We start from the raw sequence: 24891 nt of genomic DNA on the forward strand, positions 1-24891 counted from the left end.
TATACAAACGATAAATTTTATTGTTATGAACTACGTGACCAAAGAAGGTTTGGACAAAATGAAAGCCGAACTGGAACAATTAGAGACCAACGAAAGACCAAAAATAACACAGCAAATTGCTGAAGCAAGAGATAAGGGTGATCTTTCTGAAAATGCAGAATATGATGCCGCAAAAGAAGCTCAGGGAATGTTGGAGATGAGAATTTCCAAGCTGAAGGACATTATTGCCAGCTCAAAAATTATTGATGTTGCACAATTGGATCTGAGCAAAGTATCTATCCTTACAACTGTGAGACTTAAAAATAACGCTACGAAAGGTGAACAGAAATTCACTTTGGTACCGGACAACGAGAGTGATATCAAAACCGGAAAGATCTCTGTGAATACGCCTATTGCTAAAGGGCTTTTGGGCAAGGTTGTTGGGGAAACAGCTGATATTGTTTTGCCAAATGGTAATAAACTTTCGTTTGAGGTTTTAGAGATTTCATTGTAAAAGTAAATCATCATTTGGTTTAATAATTGCTGAAAATCAAAATCAATATTAATATTATGAGCAGTATATTTTCAAAGATCATTAGCGGAGAGATCACTAGCTACAAAATTGCAGAAGACGATAAGCATATTGCTTTTTTGGACGCAATGCCGTTGGTGAAAGGTCATACCTTGGTGGTTCCTAAAAAGGAAACAGACCTGATCTTCGATCTAGATTCGGAGGATTATAGAGATCTTTGGGCTTTCACTCAGGATATTGCCAAACAGATCAAAAAAGCTATTCCTTGCAAAAGAGTAGGAGTAGCTGTTGTAGGCTTGGAGGTTCCGCATGCTCATATCCATCTGATACCACTTAACAGTATGGATGACCTTAACTTTAAGAATGTCAGGTTGATATTTTCGCCGCAAGAGTATAAAGAAATTCAGCAATCCATAATAAATGCATAAAAAGAAGTTTCAGGCTTCTTTTTTTAATTATAAGAATTATAAAGATCTATGAATCCAAATCAATGTTCATTTTGTGGGAGAAAAAAGAATGAGGTACAAATTCTGATTTCCGGGCAAAATGGCTTCATATGTGAAAATTGTATAGAACAGGCACATGCTATTGTAAAAGATAGTGTGAATAAAACTCCGGAATCGTCTATTGCCACATCTCTTGATGAACTAAAAAAACCTAGAGAAATAAAAACTTTCCTGGATGAATATGTAATAGGACAGGACCAGGCTAAGAAACAATTGTCGATTGCGGTTTACAATCATTATAAAAGGTTATTGCATGCGCAAAATGAGAACCGTGAAGTAGAAATAGAAAAGTCAAACATCATCATGATCGGTGAGACAGGAACAGGGAAAACCTTATTGGCAAAAACAATTGCAAAACAATTGAATGTTCCTTTCTGTATCGTAGATGCTACAATTCTGACGGAGGCTGGCTATGTGGGAGAAGATGTGGAAAGTATACTTTCAAGATTGCTGATGGTTGCAGATTACGATGTGGAAAAAGCAGAAAAAGGTATTGTTTTCATAGATGAGATCGATAAAATTGCCAGAAAATCTGATAATCCCAGTATTACTAGAGATGTTTCGGGGGAAGGAGTTCAGCAAGGTCTTTTGAAACTTTTGGAAGGCAGTATAGTAAATGTACCGCCTCAGGGAGGGCGTAAACATCCGGACCAGAAATATATCCAGGTCAATACGCAAAATATTCTGTTCATTGCCGGCGGTGCTTTTGACGGGATGAAGGAGATCATTGAAAGAAGACTTAATAAGCAGGCTATCGGTTTTTCTGCTGAGAAATTGAACAAGGTGGAAGAGGAAGATTATATCCTTAGTCAGATCAATGCGATAGATTTGAAGAGTTTTGGATTGATTCCGGAGCTTTTGGGAAGATTTCCTATCATCACTTATCTCGAAAAATTGACAAAAGAGACACTTGTGAGGATTATGAAGGAACCAAAAAATTCTATTGTCAATCAATTTACAGAATTATTCAAAATGGACAATGTCACTCTCGAATTCAGTGAGCAGGCAATTGATGAAATTGTGGAAGATACTATGAATAAAGGGCTTGGAGCGAGGGGACTAAGAGGGACGACTGAGAAAATTTTAGAAGATTATATGTTCAATATCGAAAATGAACAGCATGTTAAAATAGATTCTATATTATAAATTGTTTAAATATGAAGATATTATTTTCAAGTAATTAAAAAATTAATATCTTTGCCAGACAAACACACAAATAAAACTTAGACACACAATGATTAAAAAATTATTTATTACGCAATCAATATTTTTTTATATTGTTGCTTCTTCCCAAGTGCTTACCTATGTGGGCAATGCTGCGCATGTAACGATACAACCCCAAACATTATTATATAATGGAGGCGGATTACAGACGGAGGGGACTGCTATTGTTGATAACTCCGGTAATGTCATGGTAAATGGCGTTTCTTCAGATTTATTAAGTCTTGCAACAACATCTAATTTTAACCTGAAACTTGCGACCACATCCAGTTATGGACAGTTGTATATCACCGGGATTCCGCAAGGACAGATATCTGGTAAGGTTAATAAAGAGTATCTTGCCGATTATCAGAACGGAAGCACAGGTTCTCAACAGATAGGACTGCCATTTTATAACTTTAGCATCCAAGAGCTTGTAAGCGTTTTTGGAGAGGGAAATCTCAATGTTACAAACATTGCGAATAATTCTTCCGGACGTTTCAACCCTAGTTCTACTTTTTGGTGGAACAATGCAAGAGCACGTTTTGATCAGATAGCCTATGGAGGTACGGCTTATTATGCAAATGGTAATCCAAATCTTTCCTTCATTAGTCCAATGACTTATTATATCCTGCCTAGGAGAAAGTCGGATGCCACTTATTTCTGGGAATTTCCTAAAACAGAGAAAAAGATTTTCAAAGGAACACCGGCCTCTGATGTTATAGCTAGTGGGGTTAATAATGTGAATTTTGCATTGTCTGGAGGCTATAGCGGTAGTTTTGGAACAAATGGTAATGCTTCCAATACTTTTGGCGAGAAATATTACTCATATCTGGATGATCCTTTTAGGGTCAGAGGGACTAGTTGGCCTGCTGATTATGCTAAAAATCTTTATCAATTAGCAAATCCCTTTCTTACCAATATTGATCTCAAATATATTGGCATAGATTCTGAAACAGGTAGTGATGATAATTTCATATCCAATCTGGAAGGTGTAGCTTATTATGGAGATAATAATCTAAACTGGACCGCTCAGAATGGAACCCTTTATCCAGGTACAACTATGGTTGTGAAAGTTTCTGGCGGAGCTTTTCAAGCGGGAGATGTTGGAGCGAATAAATTGATTATAAAACCTATGGGGGCTTTTATGGTTAAAATGAGTTCGAATGCTGCACAGACTTTGAATTTGACAAAGACAAGACGTTTCAAACAGACATCTAGAGCTGATGGAATTGATTATTCTGTTACTGCCGCTAAAACGTCGGAGACTGTAGATGATATACCTTCGGATAAGATTGTAAAACAAGTAGCAGTTATAATGTATGACTTGGATGGATTAGAGTTGGATAGGACTTACTATGCAGTATCTCCTTCTGCTTTCACAGGCTACAGTCCTACGGCTACAACTTTGCAGGCATATAGTGATAATAAGAAAATCTATACAAAAGAGGAAAAATTAGCTGGTGGTGAAGATGCTACTTATACTGATAAATTGTATATCAATGAAGCAAATGAGATCACTTTTAAGACAAAAGAAATTCCTCTTTATATAAATTATACGGATCAGCCTTATCAATTAAAGTTTGAATTGTATGAAAAGGGAGAGAGAGTTGAGGATGGACTGTCTAATGGAAATAGTTTCTATATTAAAGATGCCCAGAATCAAATTATAAAAATTGTAGATGGTGGAAGTCTTCCTTCTATGAATGGTGCTCAAACTCTAGGTTTGTATTATGAAAAACCATCAAATGCAACTTTGGGTACGGATGTTTTTGCCGGTTCACAAACTATTATTGCTAAAAAAGATGCTCAATGGGTCGTTAGATTTGCTAAAGATTGGAAGAATGCCACAGTTGAGGTTTATTCTTCGGCAGGTCAATTGCTTAATAAGCAACAGAATATTTCAACAAGCTATGATTATGTAGTGCCTCTTAATTATCAAGCAAAATCTACTTTTGTTATTAAGGCTGTTTCTGAAAACGGAGAAGTTGTAATCAAAAAAATTCTAAATTAAACACAAGATTATATGATGGATTCATTATTTAAAAAAGCGTATAGCTTAATATTTATATTGATAAGTATGCTAAGCTTTGCGCAATCTGTACCGCCACCTCCGGAAAATCCAGAATCTGGTGGTATTGGAGCATATCCTGCTTCTCCTATCGATGGTTATACTTTTATTTTGTTTTTGGCAGCAATTTTAATGATTGTGGTGTTTGCTTTAAAATCAAGAAAAAGATTATTACAATAATTTTTTTAGTATATAAAACTCACTTAATTAAGTGAGTTTTTTTTATTTTTACATTATGAAAAAATTATTGATAACGAGTAGTATTATGCTATCTGCAAACATATTTGCTCAGTTTAATGTAAAAGTGGATATCCCATCTTATTTGTCTGATTCAGATGCCTATTTATATGGTTTTAATGGCTCTAAAGAAATATTATATTCCAAAGGTAAGATAGCGGGAAATACGGCGAGTTTCAAAGTTGATAAAAAATATATCGGGATGATGAGGGTTTTTTTTCAAAAATCCAACTCTTCCGTTAATATGGTATCAGAGAATGCCGATATAAAGTTTAAAATTGAACTCGATTCTAAAAATAAGATTTCCGATGTTGTTTTTGAGGATAAAATAAATCAACTTTTTAGTAATGAAGTTGAACTTCAGAAAAAACAAGAATTGATTTTGCCGGCACTTGTGCAGATCAAAGATTATTACAAACCAAATGAAAGTTTTTACAGATCTTTAGAGTCTGAGATTATTTCCCTTTCTAAAAATAATGCTTCTCTTTATGATTCTCACCCTTTCCTGGAATACTATCATAATAATCAAAAATACTCGGTACAGGAAAAAGCTCTATCGCTTAAAGCTGAAGATTTTATTGATTTCTATTCAAAATCAGGAGAATATCTGGAAACTTCAACAATTCTAAAACCATCATTAATCAACTTTCTTAACGTTTCCAAATCCAATGTTGAGGGAAATGTTGACAAATTATTGGCAGCTGTCAACTTAGAAACCCCTAGAGGGCAAACTATCCTTTCCGAACTGATTGACATTTTCAGTACATATAATATGGATAAGCTAAAAGATAAATACCTCACACAGGCTAATAATCTGAAATGTACCATCAATGACCGTCTTGCATCTACAATTCAATCAAATAAGAATATTGAACTTGGTGCCAAATTCCCTAATAATACTTTTGTAAACTCTGTTCATACAAAAGCTAAATCACTCTATGATATAAAAGCGGCTAAAAAGGTGGTTGTTTTCTGGTCATCTACTTGTTCCCATTGTGAAGCGGAATTACCAAAACTTTTGGAAAAATATGACAAGATGAAGGCTCAAAATATAGAAATTGTGGGGCTATCATTAGATAGCAATTTGAACGAATTTAAAAGCAAAGCGAACGTGTATCCTTGGGTAAGTGATTCTGAGGGAAGAGGTTGGTATAGCTCATATGGAGATACTTACAATATTGTTGCAACGCCAACTTATTTTATTTTAGATGCCAATAATATAATCGTTAGCAAACCGAATCATGTGGGGGATGTGATTGATTATTTAAAATTGAATTAAAATTTGTGGAAATGCAAAATATCCTTATATTTGCACCACAAAAATGGCGAGGTAGCTCAGTTGGTTAGAGCGCAGGATTCATAACCCTGAGGTCACGGGTTCAATTCCCGTCTTCGCTACTAAAAAACTCTTTTCAAACTTTGAAAAGAGTTTTTTGCTTTTATAGAATGGCCGTTTTTTATTATTGTTTCGTTATGAAGCAAAAAAAATAAATTATTTTAAAATTTAAATAATTGATAATTAATGCATTTTTATTATTTGTAAAATAAAATTTGTAAAAACATTTGGATGTTAAATTCAAATGTTGTACTTTTACATCGCTTTTGAGACAATCACTCAGGAGCAATAAATTTTTTTTCATCATTTGTGTTTTTAGAATCGTACCTAGTACGATTCTTTTTTTGTTTCATATGTGAATAAAAGGTTAATGAAGTAAGAATAAGTAATTCTCCCATCTTGTTGATTTGACTTCAAAAATAAATCATTTGTAAGACCAAAGAAGGCACTAATGATGCCTTCATGCTTTTCATAGAATTCCAATTCATTTTTTCTATCCTTCTGCATTTTTTCAGAATATTGGGATACTAATTTTAAAACAAAATCTTTATTGTCGCTATTTTTTGACAGAGCTCCTAACAGGCTCTTTAGAACATATAATTGTGCGCTGTATTGCAGATCTTTGTTTTTGGAGTTTTTAGCACACAAATAAGCTATAAAACTAGCTTCCTGCTCCCTTGCATATCCAAGCTGATGAGACATTTCGTGAGCTAATGTAAAAGGTGTGTTTGTAGAAGGAAGATTCGGGTTGAATTGCGATTCTGCTGTGAAAGGATTATAGTATCCCAAAATCCCGGTATAATTCATAAAATTATCATAGAGACTCGCTTTTACGGATAGAATACTGACAGGCTTCTTTGTGCTGATATAATTTGGTAATTTATTTTGCTGAGAAAGTATTTCGTATTCTAGGTTCTGGATATGATTGATTGTAAAAACACCGTTTTTATCTTCGGAAACCTTTTCTCTTGTCTCTTTACAAAGCTTCAGGTATTTGATTGCCAAATTTCTCAGATCTGAATCGTTGATTTCTATCTCTTTTGCTGAAAGTTTTTTGATGATCAGAGGCTGGAAATAGAGCATTCCCCAAAAGCATTGATACACAAAATAAAAAATGTTGGTGAAGATCAATATGCGCTTTAATGTTAAACTGTTTTTATTTCTTATTAAATTGATGATATCGAGCATCAAAAAAAGTAAAACAAGTGTATAAATAATATCTCCAATAGAAAACCCAGATTTTGAAAATAATGAGACATGGAAATTCTTTTTCCATTCAAATAAATTTGAAAAGAAATTAATCGCAAAATCTGACTTTGATAATATATAGAATAATAAAAATTGGGCAACCAGAATGATTGCCCAAAGTTTATTTTTGATAAAGATGTTTTTTTTAGTGTCCACCCGATATTTTTTTATCAAAACTAATACCTTGGTTCCTTAGTATTCCACTGACTCTCCAAGCATAGAATGCAAGATAAGCAAAACATAAAACTCCTACAATATAGCTGTTTTGGATACCAATGCTTTCAGAAACGACTCCTTGTAACCAACTTACGATTCCGCCTCCCATGATCATCATGATCAGGAAGCTGCTTCCTTGACTGGTATGTTTTCCTAAACCACTTACGGCCAATGTGAAGATACAAGGCCAAAGCGTGCTACAGAACAAGCCAACACTTGTGAAGGCATAGATGCTGATGATTCCATCAGTAAACATTCCAATCACTGTCGCAACGATTCCCAGCACTGAGAATATAAGTAACATTCTTGCAGGATTCCCTTTGCTCGCCATATCAGCTCCAATTAATACTAAAATGATCAATCCATAGATATAGAAAGGAGAAAGGTCGTGTTTAGCAACTGCATTTACCAAAAGGAAAAGACCGAAAGCTAAATATGGCGCAACAAAACGTAAGATTTTTTGAAGGCTCATATTGTCTGTGAAAGCTTCAACGGCTCCAGTCCAGCGGCCAATCATCAAACTTGCCCAATAAAGCGAAATGAACGGAGAAACCTCTTGCAGAGTATAGAGAACACCTGTTTGAGAATTCACGATAGTTTCCATATAAGCTGGAAGATTACTCGCAGTCGAAACCTCTACACCAACATAGATGAAAATCGCTAACATCCCCAATAACAACTGAGGATATTTCAAAGCAGACGTCTTTGCGCCGCCTTCTTCTGTAACTGCTTCTTCTATTGTTGCTGGATGTTCTGGTAAAGATGACAATTTAAGCAAAATGGCAACAGCTAAAAATGCTACACCTAAGACGAGGTAAGGAATTTTCACACTTTCGATACTCATATTGGTATTCTCAGAAGCGGCTGAGCCGAAGATGGCAAAACTCACAATTAATGGACCGATGGTCGTTCCAAGGTTGTTGATTCCTCCAGCTAATGTTAATCTTTGAGAACCAGTCTTTATGGGGCCTAATGCAATCGCTAATGGATTGGCAACGGTTTGCTGTAAAGAAAATCCTAAAGCCACAATAAACAATCCGGATAACATTAATGGAAAGGATTGAAGATTGGCCGCTGGGTAGAATAATAAGGTTCCTAGTGCAGAAATAGCAAGACCTAGCGCCAATCCGTTTTTGTAACCTATTTTGTTGACTAGATCTTTACGGATCGCCAACGAGATCAGCATATAAATGATAGAGCCTACAGTATAGGCAATATAAAAAGCGACAGATACGAGCTGACTTTGACCTTGTGTCAAATCAAATGCTTTTTTGAAAACCGGGATCAAGATATCGTTACTTGCAGCAACAAATCCCCAGAAGAAAAAAACGGTTACGAGCGGGATAAACTGAGCCCAATTGGTTTTTTGTGTCTCCATTATTTAATTTATTGTTAATTTAAGGTTAATATTTAAAAACAAATGTAAGTAAAAAGTCTTATTAGTAGAATAATTATTTTAATTTCTCAATAAGAGACAATTGGATTTCCTCAAATGCTTTTTCTTTCAGTTCTTTTTGTGTGGCATCGGGCGCCAAAATATCATTGAAAAAAACTTTGACAACGCCGGGATAGCCTTTTTTGTTATCAAAAGGAAACATTTCCTTCAAACCTCGGAAAGTGAAAACGGCAATAGGGAACTGATGTTTGGTTGCTAAAATAAAAGCGCCGTCTTTAAACTGGTCCAGAATTATACTCGTATCATCAGGAACGCCTCCTTCAGGAAAAATCACGATACTTTGACCATCCTGCATTCTTTCAGCGCATCTTCGGTAAACATCGGCACGGCTTCTGGCACTATTCCTGTCGACCATCACACAAACTCGCTTGTACACTGTTCCAAAGATCGGGATTTTTTCAATCTCTTTTTTCCCCACATAACAAAGCGGATGATCCGGGAAAAGAATGCATGGTAGCATTACATCCATAATGGAAGTATGGTTGGAGATTATAACGTAAGGTTGGTTTTTATCGATTTTTTTCGTGGTCCTGAGAATCTTTTTATAACGAAACCCCATTCCGTAAAACATCCCGATTGCCCAAAGACGGATGAAAAAGTAACAATATTTGTAATGCTCCTTTCGAAAAGATAAGATGTAAACGGGAAGAAAGAAGATTAATGTAAGAACGGTTCCTAAAATTACCATCCAAAATCGCCATGCATACACTAGAATTGTTCTCATTAATATTTCGTAAAAATTTAATTCAAATCAAAAATAGTTTTTTTATCCGTTAAAAATTACTTTTTTCTTTATAGAATAATTAAGGAGTGACACGATAATGATGGAAGTGATCTTGCTCATCATTTCTTGTGAAAGAACATAGATACCCAGATCGATGGCATCTTTGAAAACGAAATGATACAAAATCTGGAAAAGCAACAAACTGATGAAGGTAGAGACAACAGAAACAGAAATAAAGTATGCGAATTCCTTCCTCTTGGAATGTTTCCCCCTTTCAAATACAAACCAGATGCTCAGAAAATAGTTTGTGATGATTCCGCAGCTTGTGGACAAAATATTACTAAACGGATATTTAATTCCGGAGAGATTATATTCCCAGGAGAAGACTTTCGGGAGGTAAACACTCAGTATTTTGAAGCTGCCGATTTCGACAATCGCACTTAGCCCACCAGCGATGATGAAGAGTAGAACTTGCTTGTGACGGAGAATTAATTGTTTCATTTCATCTGCAAATTTATACGATTTGTTAAATGTTTTAAAATAATAGTTAAATAATTTTTTTGTCTCAAAAATATTTTTACTTTTATTAAGTGTTAAGGATTTTGCGATTTGGCTGAAAGATTAATTATTATATAGTCGATAAATTGTGAAAGTCTTAATGTTAATGGATGGAGATATACGGTCCTGACTAAAAATTGTTTGGTCAGGAAATTTTTTCATCATTTGTCAAGTCACCACAATCACAAAATAATTATTACAAAAATGAAAAATTCTAGCAGACCTTACAGAAAATTTCTGCCTCAGCAAAAAAAGATTGAGGAGTTGGAAAAAAGCAGTTCCAGATTCAAAAGGATCTATTCAGAATACGAATTGATGTCCGATGAACTATGGGATTTGGAAAGCAGCGAGAACACAGAAAGCATTCCCGACGATTTCATCAACGCTATCAAATTGCAGACTTCTTACCTTGAAGATGAGATTCAGGATTGGCTTATAGAGGATAAACAATAACAAATTCTCATCCATTCTCCCCGAAAAAATATTATTTTAGCATTCTAAATAATATATTATATGATTGCCATTGTTGACGGCGGTTCTACCAAATGCGATTGGGTTATTCTGGAAAACGACGGTACAGAAGTATTGAAAACCGAAACCGTTGGGTTCAATCCCAATATCATAAAACCAGAACTGATCACGGTTGAAATAGAAAAAAATCAGGCACTTATCAAATTCAAAGACTATCTGGAAAACATTTTCTTTTACGGTTCGGGCTGTGGAACTCCAGAAAATAGATTGATTGTAGAAAGAGAAATTCAAAAAGTTTTCAACAATGCACAGATCCGGGTAAAAGAAGATCTTTTGGCGGCGGCTTATGCAGCTTACAGAGGTGTTCCGGCAATTGTCTGCATTCTTGGAACAGGTTCCAACGCTTGCTATTTCGATGGCGAAAATGTCAAAACAGAATTACCTTCTTTGGGATTTCTTATAGGCGACGAAGGAAGTGGAAGTGCACTCGGGAAACAATTGGTCCGTCATTATTTTATGAAGAAATTACCGCCTGACCTGCATCAGCAATTTACTGAGATTTATCAGTTGAATATTGACGATCTGCTCAAAAACATGTATCACAATCCAAGAGCGAATGCCTACATGGCAGACTTCACGAGGTTCATTGTGGACAGAAAAACGCATCCCTATTTTCAGAATTTCATTTACAAAGAACTCAGGAACTTCCTTGAGTTTCAGGTCATGCCGTACGACGAATGCCGGGAAAGCGAAATCAATTTTATTGGCTCGATTGCCTACTTTTTTGAGGATTCTTTAAGAGCCGCGGCTTCAGATTTTCACTTCAAGATCGGAACCGTTGTTCAGCGCCCGATAGAAAGTCTGGTCAATTATCATCGTGACTATATCATTCCAAAGCTTTAACTTTGCAATAATAATTGGGGCGTATCCCTTTGTTTTTCCTGGCTGAATCAGCCACAAAAACAAGCGGGTCGGTCTTCGGGCAGTCGCTCTCCGCCTTTGGCGAGGAGCTCCAACAATGCCCTCCGCCCTTACGCAGATAAATAAAAACCCGTGACTCTATAATAATATATAGATGCACAACAAAAGTAAATCAACAATGTCAAAAAATTCAAGAGACCAAAACGCTTTTGATAAAGCCGCTTTAGATTATCACCGTCAGGAACCGAAAGGTAAGATTGAAGTTATACCTTCCAAACCGCATTCATCGCAGAGAGATTTATCTTTAGCCTATTCGCCAGGTGTTGCTGTGCCATGTATGGCTATCCACGATGATCCGCAAAGTGTTTACGAGTATACATCCAAAGGAAATTTGGTTGCCGTGATCTCCAACGGAACAGCAGTTTTAGGTTTAGGAGACATCGGTCCCGAAGCTTCAAAACCTGTAATGGAAGGAAAAGGTTTACTTTTCAAGATTTTTGCTGGGATCAATGTTTTTGATATTGAGATCAACGAAAAAGACCCGGACAAATTCATCGAAACGGTAAAGGCCATTGCACCAACTTTCGGTGGAATCAACTTGGAAGATATCAAAGCACCCGAAGCTTTCTACATCGAACAAAGACTGAAAGAGGAATTGGACATTCCACTGATGCACGATGACCAGCACGGAACAGCTATTATTTCTGCAGCAGCTCTAATCAATGCTTTGGAGATCGCAGGAAAGAAAATCGGGGAAGTGAAAATGGTGATCAATGGCGCTGGGGCAGCGGCGGTTGCTTGTGCTAAATTATACATTTCGCTTGGCCTTGATCCAAAAAATATTTTGATGTGTGACAGCAAAGGGGTCATCAATCAAAGAAGAGAAAACCTGACGCCGGAGAAATTGGACTTCATTGCTCAAACCGATATCGATACATTGGAAGATGCTGTCAAAGGTTCTGATGTTTTCATCGGTTTGTCAAAAGGAAATGTGATGTCTGCCGAGATGTTACTTTCAATGAAGGAAAATCCAATCGTTTTTGCTTTGGCAAATCCGGACCCGGAAATCAGTTATGATCTGGCATTGGCGACAAGACAGGATGTGATGATGGCAACGGGAAGAAGCGATTATCCTAATCAGGTAAATAATGTCCTAGGTTTTCCGTATATATTCAGAGGAGCATTGGATGTTCAGGCAACCGGGATCAACGAGGCGATGAAGCTGGCTGCGGTCCATGCATTGGCAGAAATTGCAAAAGAACCGGTTCCGGAAATGGTAAAACTGGCTTATAATGTAACCAATATAACTTTCGGGAAAGAATATTTTATCCCAAAACCATTTGATAACAGATTGATCACCAAAGTTTCTATTGCGGTTGCAAAAGCAGCTATGGAAAGTGGGATTGCCAGAAAACCAATTGAAGATTTCGAAGCTTATGAGAATCAGCTTCTCGACAGAATGGGAAGAGATGAGAAACTTGTAAGAATGATGCAAAACCGTGCAAAAGCGAATCCAAAAAGGGTAACGCTTGGCAATGGTGAAGAATACAACATTCTGAAAGCAGCGCAGATCCTACAAGAAGAAGGAATTGCCTATCCGAGTTTGTTGGGAAGTAAAAGGCTCATCAAAGAAAGAATGGAAGAATTTGGAATTACGCTGGATATCCCCATCATCGACCCGAATGATGATGAAAACAAGGAAACGAGAAAAAAATATAGAAAAACACTTTGGGACAAGCGCAACAGAAAAGGAATCAACGAATATAAAGCAAAACGATATGTGAGACAGCGTGATTATTTTGGACCATTGATGTTAGAGCATGGCGATACAGATGCTTTGATCGTTGGGTTTTCCAAAAGTTATTCGTCCGTTCTGAAGCCTATTTTGGAAATCGTTCCTAAGAAACCAGGCGTAAACAAGGTTGCAGCGATGATGATGATTTTGACAGAGAAGAAGCCATTGTTCTTTGCAGACACTTCCATCAACAAAAATCCAACCACAGAAGATCTGGTAGAGATTGCAAGAATGGCAGAATTTACAGTTAGGTCTTTTGCTATAGAACCAAGAGTTGCAATGCTGGGATTTGAAAATTTCTCGGCAAAAGCAGATACTTCCAAAAAAGTGGCAGCAGCTGTGAAAATTCTTCACGAGAAATATCCGAAGATGATTGTTGATGGAGAGATCCAGCCGGATTTTGCTTTGAATAGTGATCATTTGGCAGATTATCCTTTCTCAAAATTAGGGACCAATCCGGCTAATGTTTTGGTCTTTCCAAATCTTGAAAGTGCAAATCTATCTTATAAAATTATCAGAGGAATGAAAGCGGCTCAAACCATTGGACCAATCTTAATGGGACTTGATCAACCGGTTCACGTTTTACAAATGCGTTCCAGTGTAGACGAAATTGTAAATCTTGCAACAATTGCAGTTTTGGATGCACAAACGAAAGATAAAAAGTAAAGTTTTATTTTAAAATATTCATTTAAAGTCATTTTAAGAAATTAAAATGGCTTTTGTTTTTAAGTTAATTTATATCTTCGCAAAACCCTAATTTTTATTAATTCGATGATTTATTCGCTAAAAGGAGTTGTTCAGGAGTTAACGCCCACATTTGCTGTGATTGATGTTAACGGAGTTGGATATTATGTCGGAATCAGTCTGCAAACATCTCAAAACCTGAAACTAAACTCCGATGTCCTATTATACATTCAACAGATCATTCGTGAAGACGCGCACCTGCTTTTTGGTTTCTATACCAAAGAAGAGAAAGAAATGTTCAACCTGTTAATAAGTGTTAACGGAGTCGGGCCGGTTTCTGCGCTAATATTATTATCTTCGCTCAGTCTCTCCGATGCTTCAAGCGCAATACTTTCTGGCAACAGTGGTCTTATTCAAAAGGTAAAAGGAATAGGGGCTAAGACCGCAGAAAGAATTATTGTGGATTTGCGGGATAAGGTAGGACACTTCGGTAATTCCGAGGAAAAACTTTCTGATTTTGCAAACAATAAAATCAAGAATGAGGCGTTATCTGCATTAGAAGTTTTGGGTATCGCCAAGAGAATGAGTGAGAAGATCGCGGACAGGATTCTCAAGCAAAACCCGAATGTTTCGGTGGAAGAATTAGTGAAAGAGATTTTAAAGAACATTTAACAATTGATGGCTCAGTATCATCAGTTTCTTAAAAAAAATATAAGTGAAGAAAAATATCTACCTTAATAAATTAACCTTTTTATTTTTAATTTTTGTAGGTTTTACCAACATTTTTGCACAGGAAAAACCGGCAGATAGTCTTATAACCGGGCGACAGGATTTCAGTCTTGCAGACCCCATTCGTTACGATGCCTTCTACGACATTGGGACAGGTATGTACTATTTGTATCCTAAAGTGGGGAATACAATTGTAGGTGCGCCTATCGCCATGACGTTCGAAGAGTACAAAAACTACACCATGCAGAACAATCTTCGTTCTTATTATGAAGAAAAATCTTTGCTTAATGATCTTTCCAAAAGAAAAGATCAGACGGATGCCAAAAAGAAAGGACTGATACCTGCTGTTACCATCAAAAGTAAAATGTTTGAGAACATCTTTGGTGGGAACAAGATAGAATTGATTCCCCAAGGTTATGCTTCATTCGATCTGGGTGGACTTTACCAAAAGATAGATAATCCACTGATCCTCCCTCAGAACAGAACTAGCTTTGCCATTAATATCCAACAAAGGATTCAATTAGGAATTACCGGAAAAGTAGGAGAAAACCTTCAGCTGAAAGCCAATTACGATACACAAAGTGGATTCGCTTTTGAGAATCGTATGAATATGGTCTGGCAGGCAAAAGGTTCATGGAAAGACCTCCAATCCAAAGGTCTGAATGAAAAAGGACAGGACCCGGAAGATAAGATCATCAAAAGAGTAGAGGTTGGTAACATCAGTATGCCGCTTTCTACAAGTTTGATCAGGGGTTCACAATCTTTATTTGGACTTAAGACCGAGTTCCAGTTGGGTAAAACAACGGGGACTTTGGTGTTTTCACAACAACAGGGTGAGGCTAAAACTATTGTAGCGCAAGGTGGTGGAACGATGAGTACCTTTAAGGTCAATGCTTATGATTATGAAGATAATCAACATTACTTCCTGGATAAATATTTCCTTGATAGCTATGATGATGCACTTCTAAATTACCCGTTGGTCAATTCTAAAATTTCTATCACAAGATTGGAAGTTTGGATGTTAGATCAAGGTGGGGCAAATCTGGAAACCCAGAAACCAATTGTCGGGCTTAGAGATCTTGGGGATCAGGATGGAGTTGCTCCAAGTAATACCAATGGGAATCTATACAGCCAGATAACCTCTGCATTAGGGACAACAAGAGAAGTGACTGCTGCATATAATACTTTGAATGGGAGGTCTTTTCCGAATTCTCAAGGTAGCAATGAGCCTTATACTTCTGGGGAACATTTCATTACCAATGCAAAAGCAAGAAGGTTGACATCTTCTGAATATAAATTCAATCCACAATTAGGATATATCTCCTTAAACCAGAGATTAAATGACAATCAATTCTTGGCGGTGTCATTCTCCTATACGATCAATGGGGGAAGTACAGTCTATAAAGTAGGGGAATTCTCCGAAGAAAACGCGGTACTCCTTACGAAATTATTAAAATCCAATATTGCTGTAAAGCCAACTTCACCTATGTGGCAGCTGATGATGAAGAATATTTATTCTCTTAATTCCAGTCAGCTTAACTCCCAGGATTTCCTACTGAATGTCTATTTCAAAGATCCGGTTTCTGCAGGTAAGGTTAATTATTTGGCTGGTGCTACCTATAACGATGGCTATACAAAATTTGATCAAGAAAATCTTTTGAGAGTATTCAATTGGGATAGACTGAATGCCAATAATGATTTACAAACCAATAAAGACGGTGTCACAGGAGACGGTATATTTGACTTCGTGAATGGTACTACTGTAGATGCAGAAAATGGAAAAGTTATTTTTACAAAGGTTCAGCCTTTCGGTAGCTATCTGGAAAAAATATTAAAAAGCGACAATACAAAAAATTATGTCTATAGTGATCTGTATTCTAAGCTAAAGGAAACAGCAAAGCAGAGCAGCCTATCACAACGATATACCATAGAAGGACGTTACAAAGGAACTCAGGGACAAGGTATTTCTCTTGGTGCGATCAACGTTCCCCAAGGGTCTGTAAAAGTAACGGCCAATGGAACCCAGCTTGTGGAAGGTGTGGATTATACCGTAGATTATATGCTGGGAACAGTCAATATTATCAATGAAACGGTTAAGCAGTCCGGGCAGGCGATCAACATTTCTCTTGAAAATCAATTGACCTTCAACACTCAAAGAAAAAGTTTCTGGGGCTTGAACCTCGAAAGGAAATTCAATGAGCATTTTACATTGGGCGCAACTGTCGTTAATTATACAGAAAGGCCACTCACTCAAAAAGTGAATTATGGACAGGAAGCCGTGAGTAATACAATGGCTGGCTTCAATATGATGTACAATAATGAGCTGCCGTTCTTGACAAGGTTAACAGATAAGATTCCTTTTATCAATACGGAAGCACCTTCCAATCTGAATTTCAAAGCAGAGGGAGCATATTTGATTCCTGGACAAAGCAAAGGAATCAATGACCAGTCTTATATTGATGATTTTGAGCAGACCACTTCCAAGATCTCATTGAAAGAACCTGCAATGTGGAGTTTGGCATCTCGTCCTGAAAAAAATATCAATGATCCTGTTTTCCCTCAAACGGTGAATAATGATGATCTGAGGTCAGGCGATGGTAGGGGGCTATTATCTTGGTACACTATTGATCCTAGATTCTACGGAGTGGGAGGAAGAGCACCAAATGGAATCAATGCGCAGACTCTATCCAATTTTTCATCAAGAAGGGTACAGATGCAGGAGATCTATAATAATAGAGATTATGTTGCAGGGGAACAGACGCTTCTCAATACATTCGATATCACTTATTACCCAGAGCAAAGAGGCCCATATAATTTGAACACAAGTGCCGAATTGCCATCACAAAGATGGGCAGGACTTATGAGACCAATTTCTGTTACCAACTTCGTGACATCCAATATTGATTATGTAGAATTTTGGTTACAAGACCCTAATGCAGATGGCAATATCTCGGGAGATCCAAAACTGTTGTTGCAATTAGGGAACGTTTCAGAAGATGTCTTAAAAGACGGAAGATTGCAATACGAGAACGGATTGCCGACAACAAGCACCGCATCCACTACAACTTCTACAAAATGGGGTACACAGCCTAATCAGCTTCCTATTCTTTATGCTTTCTCTACAGAAGGAGATGAGAGAACACAACAGGATCTTGGTTATGACGGTCTGAACGGAGTTCAGGAACAAGAAAAATTCGGAGTTGATTTTGTGAATCCTGTAACCAATGAACTAGATCCGGCTTCTGATAACTTTGTATTCTATATGTCGGATAGATTCCAAGGTGATCTGGCTTCTTCGTTGACAGAGCGTTATAAATATTTCCGTGGACCGGAAGGTAACTCTGCAGCCAATACTCTGGAAGTAGCAACGCAGACGCCCGATGCAGAAGATCTTAACAGAGACTACAACTTGGATCAGACAGAAAATTACAACCAATATACGATCGACCTTTCTCCGGCACAAATGGTTTTGGGTCAGAACAAGATAGTGGATGTAAAAGAAGTGGATGTTAAGTTTGAGAACGGACAGGCAGGTAAAGTAAAATGGTACCTGTTCAGGATTCCCGTTGCAGATTATGACAAAACAGTTACAGATTCAGATGAATCTGTCCTTAATAATGTAAGATTTGCAAGGATGATGCTGAAGGGATTCGAGCAGACATCTACACTTAGATTCGGTTCTTTCGATCTTGTGAGATCAGATTGGAGAAAATATACCAACCTGATTTCTAGTACAAATGTGAGTGATCAAAATGAAGGGAACGCTGGAGCTTTGGATCAGAATGCTAATTTTGATGTTGGAAGTGTGAACTTGGAAGAAAATGCTTTAGGTACTCCTCCTTATGTTTTGCCTCCGGGAATCGATAGACAAGTATTGAGCGGAAATGCTGGTGCACAAAGACAGAACGAGTCTTCTCTTTATATGAAGGCAACTAGTCTGAAAAACGAAGCGAGAGGTGTTTTCAAGAATACAAGTCTGGATATGCGTCGTTACAAGAAGTTGGCATTGTTTGTACATGCGGAAGATAGAACCAATTCCAGTACGGCAAACTCTAATACATTGGATCCTGATGCGAAATTCTTTATCCGTTTCGGAAGCGATGCTACGGATAACTATTATGAGTATGAATCATCCTTGACTAGAACTGCACAAAATGCAACTTCGCCTTTGGATATTTGGCCGGATGCTAACACCGTTGATCTAGAAATAGAGAACTTTGTCAATGCAAAACTCAAGAGAGATGAACTTATGAGGGCTGAAAATTCTGGCGTGAAAATAAGTGATAGATATATTTTTGAATATGTGGATGATACCAACAAAAAAATCTATGTAAAAGGTCGTCCAAGCATCGGTAATGTAACGACGATAATGATTGGGGTAAGGAATAACAGTGGTACTGCCAAAGATCTAATTCTTTGGGTCAATGAGATTCGTCTTTCCGAGATAGAGAACAAAGGTGGTTATGCTGCTAATGCAAGTCTGAACTTTAATCTTGGAGACTTTGCAATGGTCAATGCCAATGCTTCTTATGCGTCTATCGGCTTCGGCGCAATTGATTCAAAACCTTCAGAAAGGTCACAGGATGAGAATTCTGCCTTTAGTATCAATACAACTGTCAATGTAGATAAGTTCTTACCGGAAAAAGCGGGTATGAAGATTCCTTTGAACTATTCCTACACACAAACCATCACAGATCCGAAATATAACCCACTGGACAATGATGTTGAGCTTAAAAAAGCGCCTAACGAGGCAGAGCTGAAAAAAGTGGTTCGTACATATACACAACAGAGAAGTATCGGTGTTGTGAACATGAGAAAGGAAAGAATGAATCCTGATAAGAAAGCGAAGTTCTATGATGTAGAAAACTTGAACCTGACCGCTATCTATAACGATGATTTCTATCGCGATATTTATACGGTCCGTAATTATAAGCAATATCTGAAAGGGACTTTGGAGTATAATTATACCTTCAAACCATATGTTCTGAAGCCATTCAACAAGATGATCAGTGATACTGCTAAATCTTACAAGTATCTGAGATGGATCAAGGAGTTCAATTTCAATCCGGTTCCTACAAGATTATCCTTCAGAACTATTTTGGACAGAAATTATAACGAGTTAGAATATAGGAATGTGGATGCACTACTTTCCGGAAATACTGGAGAAAGTTTTGAGGCTATCAAGAACAGGACCTTCTACTTCGGATGGCAATATAACTTAGGTTTCAACTTTACAAAATCCTTGAAACTGGAGATCAATTCTGAAACCAGAACATTGAATGACAATATCGATGTGAATGAGATGGATAATCGTTCGATTTTTGAAAATCCGTTCAGAGCCGGGCGACCTGTGTTGTATAATCACAGAGTGCAGCTTAATTACAGATTACCTTTCGAATATTTCCCATATCTGGATTTCGTGAATGCAGAATTGAGCTACCAATTCCAGTATAACTGGTCTGCAAGATCAACTGCGGTTAGAAACTTTGTGAATGAAGAAGGAGGTATTGAGAACCTAGGAAACTTGTCTCAGAATACGAATGCTATTATTGCAACTTCTACATTTGATATACCTAAGTTCTTCAGTAAGTTCAATTACTTTAAGAAGCTCAACCAGACGATGCAAAAACGCCGTCAGGAGATAGATTCTTTGGGGAATGTTTACAATCAGGCATTTACCAAGAAGAATAGCAGGTTCAAGTTCAAGAATTATAAATTCAAGAATAAACTGACTCCGATTCAGGCGATCGCTTATGCGTTGACATCTTTCAAACAACTGGATTTTAATTATACAGAGAACAACGGAACAGTATTGCCGGGACTTTTGTCTGCACCTAATTTCTATGGTTATGGCCAGACATTGGGAGGACCTACGATCGGATTCTTATTAGGGTCTCAGGCAGATATCAGAAGAACGGTTATAGAGAATGGCTGGATGTCAAATTCCACATTGATGACGGATGCTTACTCAGAACTGAATACCAGGTCATTCACGGGTAATCTACAAGTGATGCCGGCCAACGATCTGAGAATAGATTTCAATGTCTTGCAGACTTACAATAGGAATTATATTCAGAATGGATTCAACATTGTAGATGGAAATTATCTAGGGTATAGAGATGCTTTCGGAACGGAGATGATCACTTATTCTAATACAGCATGGACGTTCAATACTGCTTTCAAAGATGGGGCTGCAATTTACCAATCCATCAAAGACAACGCGCTGGCAATCTCTCAACAATATGACGGAATAAGGGATGCTGAAGGTTATGTGGCCGGATATTCCAGAAGTAATGCTTATATTTTGATTCCGGCATTCCAAGCGGCTATAGAAGGTAAATCGCCTAAGAAAATAGGCAACCCTACAAAAGCAGGAATACCTTTGCCAAACTGGAAATTGGTTTATTCAGGACTTAGAAACCTGCCGATCATCAATAGCAAATTTTCTAAGTTTGATATCTCTCATTCTTATGTTTCTACATCAACAATGTCCGGGATACAATCCAGTGTGGATTATTTTAATAGAGACCTTAGGGATCCTGAAACAGCTTACGATTCTAATGGAAACAGATATAATCCTTATACATTTACACAAGTAGGTTATGTAGAGGCATTCTCCCCATTGATCGGGTTTGATGTAACGATGAGAAATAACATGCAGTTCCGTTTCAATTACAACCGAGATAGAACTTACTTATTAGGGTTGGTAAATACCACACTTACTGAGGAATTAGGAAATGAGTTTGTAGTTGGTTACGGATACATTTTAAAAGATCTTAAGATCCGCCTTAATTATAAAGGTAGGGCAAGAGATATCAAAAGCGACCTTAATATGAGAGCCGATCTGTCGATCAGAGATAGTAAGACAACGATCACAAATATCTTGATAGATGATTCTCAGGTAACAGGTGGACAAAAGATATTCAGCCTCAAGTTATCTGCGGACTATAACATGTCACAGAATCTGAACCTGAAATTCTTCTATGATCAGATGATGACCAAGTACAAGATATCCACTGCGTTCCCATTATCTACACTTAGAGCAGGTATAACAGCTACATTGACATTCGGTGGAGCTGGAAATTAAATTAAGAATCTTGATTTTTATATAAAAAAGAGTGAACGAACAGTTCGCTCTTTTTTTGTAATTTATTTTGATTCTATTGTCATATCCTAATTATATAATTAAATTTGCGAAAACCTAATCAATAAAAATGAACACACCAGCAGAACTAAAGTACACCAAAGATCACGAGTGGATCAAAGTAGAAGGCGATATCGCAACGATCGGGATTACAGATTATGCCCAGGGAGAATTGGGAGACATCGTTTTCGTAGATGTTGATACCGTTGATGAAGATCTGAACGAAGGCGACGTATTCGGAAGTGTAGAAGCTGTCAAGACAGTTTCTGATCTTTACCTTCCGGTAGCCGGAACAGTTTTGGAAATTAATGCAGATCTGGAAGACCAACCGGAGCTGCTGAACACAGATCCTTATGGGAAAGGATGGATCATCAAGTTAAAGGTGGCAGACTCAGCGGATTTGTCGGCACTATTATCTGCAGAACAATATCAAGAGGTTGTTGGATAATCTGTTAAAGAAATATAGTAAGATCATATTGCCCATTTATTGGGCATTTCTTACTTATATGCTATTACGTCCGGGTATTGAGAACAAAGAATATTCTTTTATGTTCAGACATATAGATAAGCTTATTCACTTCTCGATATTTTTTCTTCTGGGATTTTTCTTCCGGCTGCGCTTTCCCAGAGCAAGCCTTTTATTTTTCTTGCTCATATTGGTCTCTTATGGACTTCTTACCGAGATCTTGCAGGATGTTATGAAATGGGGAAGGTCTTTGGAGGTTTTAGACGCCGTTGCAGATATCTTAGGCCTATTGCTGTCATATTATGCATATCACAAATATGAAAAATTTCAAAACAGAATTTAGAAATCCTTTTTGAATTGATGATGTTATTAAGTTCTGATCTAGACCAAATTCCACTTATTGCTTCATTTAAAAACCTGTTTTTTCTGATTTCAAATTTAGATCATCTAAATTTTCGAATAAAAAAGAAGATTAAGATTTGAAATTTGAAAAAAAACACTAAATTTGCAAACCAATAAAACGGTGCTTTGGCCGAGTGGCTAGGCAGTGGTCTGCAACACCATCTACAGCGGTTCGAATCCGCTAGGCACCTCACAATAAAACCCTAATTCATTTGTTTAGAATGTTTTAGGGTTTTTTGTTTCCAAATGTATGCAAAAAAAGTAGGAAGACCAACGAAGCATCCCCCTACTTAAAGTTTTATAAGCAAGTATTTTGCCAATATTGTTTAGAAATTTTTTACCAATCCTATTCCCGCTGTTTTGTTCTGGTAGAAAGGCATGATTATCGTAGAAGAAGTTTTATTTTTTCCGGATAACAGATGATTGATTTTAGGATATAACCAATAAGAAGCTTCCGTAGATAAAATCCCGATTCCTGCACCTGCAACCACATCACTGAACCAATGCTTGTCGTTCAGCATCCTGTAAACACCTGTGAATACCGCCAGAGAATAACCGGAAACTCCCAGCCAGAAATTAGTGTCTTTATATTCTTGGTACATAAACTGGGCAGCAGCGAAAGCAAATGCAGTGTGTCCGGAAGGAAATGACAGATTATTCGATTGGTCGGGTCTTTCTTCTTTTGCCAGATGTTTTATAGGCATGACAACTGCAGACACCAACAATAATGATGTCCCGTAAATAACGCTTCTATTCCGTATATTATGTTTTCCCTCAACGCCAAAAGCATTCAATCCATAGACCAAGGCTGCAGGAGCAAATTGTGTGTAATTGTCCAGTCGGATGTGGTCTGGCTTATGTTCGTTGATTTCGGTTCTTGTCGAGAAATTCAGTTGTTTCAATTTATCAAATTTCAAAGTTGCGACACCATAAGTTATAAATGCAACCGGAATTATCAGTTTTTTATAACTGAATTGATGCGTGTTATCGTTGTGCAATTCGGAAACAGAAACGCTGTCTGTAGAGTTGTTTTTTACAGCTAAACTGTCCTGAGCAAAAACGTTTTGAGAACTTAATAAAATAATTAATAAGCTCGAGAATATTAGTTTCATACGGAGATGTTTATTGTTTTTTAAGGTCATATGTTATCGCCAGGCGATTTCATAAATTAATTCTGAATTAGATTAAATTTCAAATTTGGTAAGCTGATTGTCTTTGTAACAATAGAATTCGTAAGAAGGTTCGTTTCGGAATGTGAATACCTTTTCCAGATGGATGACATCGTAATGATTTTTTAGAGAATCATATTTGGTTTTAAGATGATTGGGTAATTCTTCGGGATGAATCGGTTTTTCAATTTCCAATCCGTCATCGAAGGCAAATTCAATCACAAGATCTGTCGACCGCCAAGAGATAATCGATTCCTTTTTTGCAATCGTAACACCCAACTTATCTTGTTGAATGATTTTGTCAGAAGTACCAATTAATAGAGTGATTCCGGCAACAACCATTGCGCCGTAACCAATTTTTCTGAATAGATTTTCACTGAGATAAGGAAGAATATATTTCACCGTATAAGACGAAATAATCGTTGCAATAGCAATCGCTAACCCCAGCCAAAGAGCAAGATTAGAATATAATCCGAGCGAAATATAAATCACCAATTTGATAAGATGAAGAAAAACTTCATTTGCCGCGCGGGTTGCTACAATTCCTTCTTTTTCTAAACCGAATTTCAAATAAAATCGATTAAATAACAATCCGATGGCGCCTGTAATTCCGGAAACAAATCCTGCTAAAAAACCTATAATTGCCAAGGTATATTTTGGAGGAATTTTTTCTCCAGTTTCATTATCCTTTACTTTTTTGAAAAGCTGAGGAATATTGGCAATGAGAAAAAAAGCGACAATCAATTGAAGGTAATTCGGGTTAATATACTTGATGAGGTAAGCGCCAATCAAAACTGCAGGAATCGAAAACGGGACAAACCAAAAGAAAATCTTCCAGTTGATATGTTTTTTGAAAACGGCAATTCTTGATACAGAACTCGTAAACGTTCCAACAGTCAACGAAAATGGAACCACAGAAGCAGGGAGCAAAAGGTTTAAAATTGGAATCAGAATGAGACTTGCACCGCCTCCGCAAATTGCACTCAGCCAGAATGCGAAAATGGTTCCGAAGAACAACAAAACAACTTCAACAATCATTTTTACAAA

Annotated in this window: 19 protein-coding genes and 2 tRNA genes; 15 read left to right on the plus strand and 6 right to left on the minus strand. The window is 37.1% G+C overall.

The annotated features are described in order from the left end of the window. Window positions 1–25 precede the first annotated feature (25 nt). From greA to K319_RS0114335, 7 genes are all read left to right on the plus strand, one after another. Window positions 26–493, plus strand: a complete 468-nt coding sequence (greA, locus tag K319_RS0114305) for a transcription elongation factor GreA (protein WP_027384210.1) — start codon at window positions 26–28, stop codon at window positions 491–493. 56 nt (window positions 494–549) lie between these two features. Further along, the gene (locus K319_RS0114310; protein ID WP_027384211.1) at window positions 550–939 is read left to right on the plus strand and encodes an HIT family protein; all 390 of its coding nucleotides are present in this window, start codon (window positions 550–552) and stop codon (window positions 937–939) included. Between the two features lie 48 nt (window positions 940–987). Further along, a complete protein-coding gene (clpX, locus tag K319_RS0114315; protein WP_027384212.1) occupies window positions 988–2163 on the plus strand; it encodes an ATP-dependent Clp protease ATP-binding subunit ClpX in 1176 nt (391 codons plus the stop codon). 88 nt (window positions 2164–2251) lie between these two features. After that, window positions 2252–4231 (plus strand): hypothetical protein, encoded by a 1980-nt coding sequence (locus K319_RS0114320; protein ID WP_027384213.1) that lies wholly within the window; start codon window positions 2252–2254, stop codon window positions 4229–4231. A gap of 12 nt (window positions 4232–4243) precedes the next feature. Next, complete coding sequence (locus K319_RS21575; protein WP_156907111.1) at window positions 4244–4468, plus strand: hypothetical protein; 225 nt, start codon at window positions 4244–4246, stop codon at window positions 4466–4468. A gap of 55 nt (window positions 4469–4523) precedes the next feature. After that, window positions 4524–5804: a peroxiredoxin family protein gene (locus K319_RS0114330; protein WP_051230718.1), complete on the plus strand. Its 1281-nt coding sequence runs from the start codon at window positions 4524–4526 to the stop codon at window positions 5802–5804. Between the two features lie 45 nt (window positions 5805–5849). Next, window positions 5850–5923: transfer RNA gene (locus K319_RS0114335), tRNA-Met, on the plus strand. 265 nt (window positions 5924–6188) lie between these two features. Here K319_RS0114335 and K319_RS0114340 read toward each other — a convergent pair. The 4 genes from K319_RS0114340 to K319_RS0114355 form a co-directional block, all read right to left on the minus strand. Continuing rightward, window positions 6189–7265, minus strand: coding sequence for a DUF3810 domain-containing protein (locus K319_RS0114340; protein ID WP_027384215.1), 1077 nt, complete (start codon window positions 7263–7265; stop codon window positions 6189–6191). Continuing rightward, complete coding sequence (locus tag K319_RS0114345; RefSeq protein ID WP_027384216.1) at window positions 7255–8703, minus strand: MFS transporter; 1449 nt, start codon at window positions 8701–8703, stop codon at window positions 7255–7257. Before K319_RS0114345 ends, K319_RS0114340 begins: the two co-directional genes overlap by 11 nt. A gap of 73 nt (window positions 8704–8776) precedes the next feature. After that, the gene (locus K319_RS0114350) at window positions 8777–9505 is read right to left on the minus strand and encodes a lysophospholipid acyltransferase family protein (RefSeq protein ID WP_027384217.1); all 729 of its coding nucleotides are present in this window, start codon (window positions 9503–9505) and stop codon (window positions 8777–8779) included. Window positions 9506–9547: 42 nt separating this feature from the next. Continuing rightward, window positions 9548–10006 carry a GtrA family protein gene (locus K319_RS0114355; RefSeq protein WP_027384218.1) on the minus strand — a complete coding sequence of 153 codons (459 nt, stop codon included), beginning with the start codon at window positions 10004–10006 and terminating at the stop codon, window positions 9548–9550. Window positions 10007–10267: 261 nt separating this feature from the next. Here K319_RS0114355 and K319_RS0114360 point away from each other — a divergent pair, with 261 nt between their 5' ends. From K319_RS0114360 to K319_RS0114395, 8 genes are all read left to right on the plus strand, one after another. Then, window positions 10268–10516: a hypothetical protein gene (locus K319_RS0114360; RefSeq protein ID WP_027384219.1), complete on the plus strand. Its 249-nt coding sequence runs from the start codon at window positions 10268–10270 to the stop codon at window positions 10514–10516. A gap of 60 nt (window positions 10517–10576) precedes the next feature. Further along, the gene (locus tag K319_RS0114365) at window positions 10577–11437 is read left to right on the plus strand and encodes a BadF/BadG/BcrA/BcrD ATPase family protein (protein ID WP_027384220.1); all 861 of its coding nucleotides are present in this window, start codon (window positions 10577–10579) and stop codon (window positions 11435–11437) included. Window positions 11438–11633: 196 nt separating this feature from the next. Next, window positions 11634–13916 (plus strand): NADP-dependent malic enzyme, encoded by a 2283-nt coding sequence (locus K319_RS0114370; RefSeq protein WP_034671911.1) that lies wholly within the window; start codon window positions 11634–11636, stop codon window positions 13914–13916. A 105-nt stretch (window positions 13917–14021) separates the two neighbouring features. Beyond that, window positions 14022–14606, plus strand: coding sequence for a Holliday junction branch migration protein RuvA (gene ruvA, locus K319_RS0114375; protein WP_027384222.1), 585 nt, complete (start codon window positions 14022–14024; stop codon window positions 14604–14606). A 43-nt stretch (window positions 14607–14649) separates the two neighbouring features. Beyond that, a complete protein-coding gene (sov, locus tag K319_RS0114380) occupies window positions 14650–21750 on the plus strand; it encodes a T9SS outer membrane translocon Sov/SprA (RefSeq protein ID WP_034671878.1) in 7101 nt (2366 codons plus the stop codon). Window positions 21751–21877: 127 nt separating this feature from the next. Beyond that, window positions 21878–22255, plus strand: coding sequence for a glycine cleavage system protein GcvH (gcvH, locus tag K319_RS0114385; protein WP_027384224.1), 378 nt, complete (start codon window positions 21878–21880; stop codon window positions 22253–22255). A 58-nt stretch (window positions 22256–22313) separates the two neighbouring features. Beyond that, on the plus strand, window positions 22314–22616 hold the full coding sequence (locus K319_RS0114390; protein WP_316930941.1) for a VanZ family protein: 303 nt from the start codon (window positions 22314–22316) through the stop codon (window positions 22614–22616). A 179-nt stretch (window positions 22617–22795) separates the two neighbouring features. After that, window positions 22796–22866, plus strand: a tRNA-Cys gene (locus K319_RS0114395). Between the two features lie 135 nt (window positions 22867–23001). On the opposite strand, the gene K319_RS0114400 is transcribed toward K319_RS0114395, so the two are convergent. Beyond that, the gene (locus K319_RS0114400; protein WP_027384226.1) at window positions 23002–23787 is read right to left on the minus strand and encodes a phosphatase PAP2 family protein; all 786 of its coding nucleotides are present in this window, start codon (window positions 23785–23787) and stop codon (window positions 23002–23004) included. A gap of 72 nt (window positions 23788–23859) precedes the next feature. Next, window positions 23860–24882, minus strand: coding sequence for a sulfite exporter TauE/SafE family protein (locus K319_RS0114405; protein ID WP_027384227.1), 1023 nt, complete (start codon window positions 24880–24882; stop codon window positions 23860–23862). Window positions 24883–24891: the final 9 nt, after the last annotated feature.

Origin of the sequence: Epilithonimonas caeni DSM 17710 (assembly GCF_000426465.1) — a bacterium.
GTDB lineage: Bacteria > Bacteroidota > Bacteroidia > Flavobacteriales > Weeksellaceae > Epilithonimonas > Epilithonimonas caeni.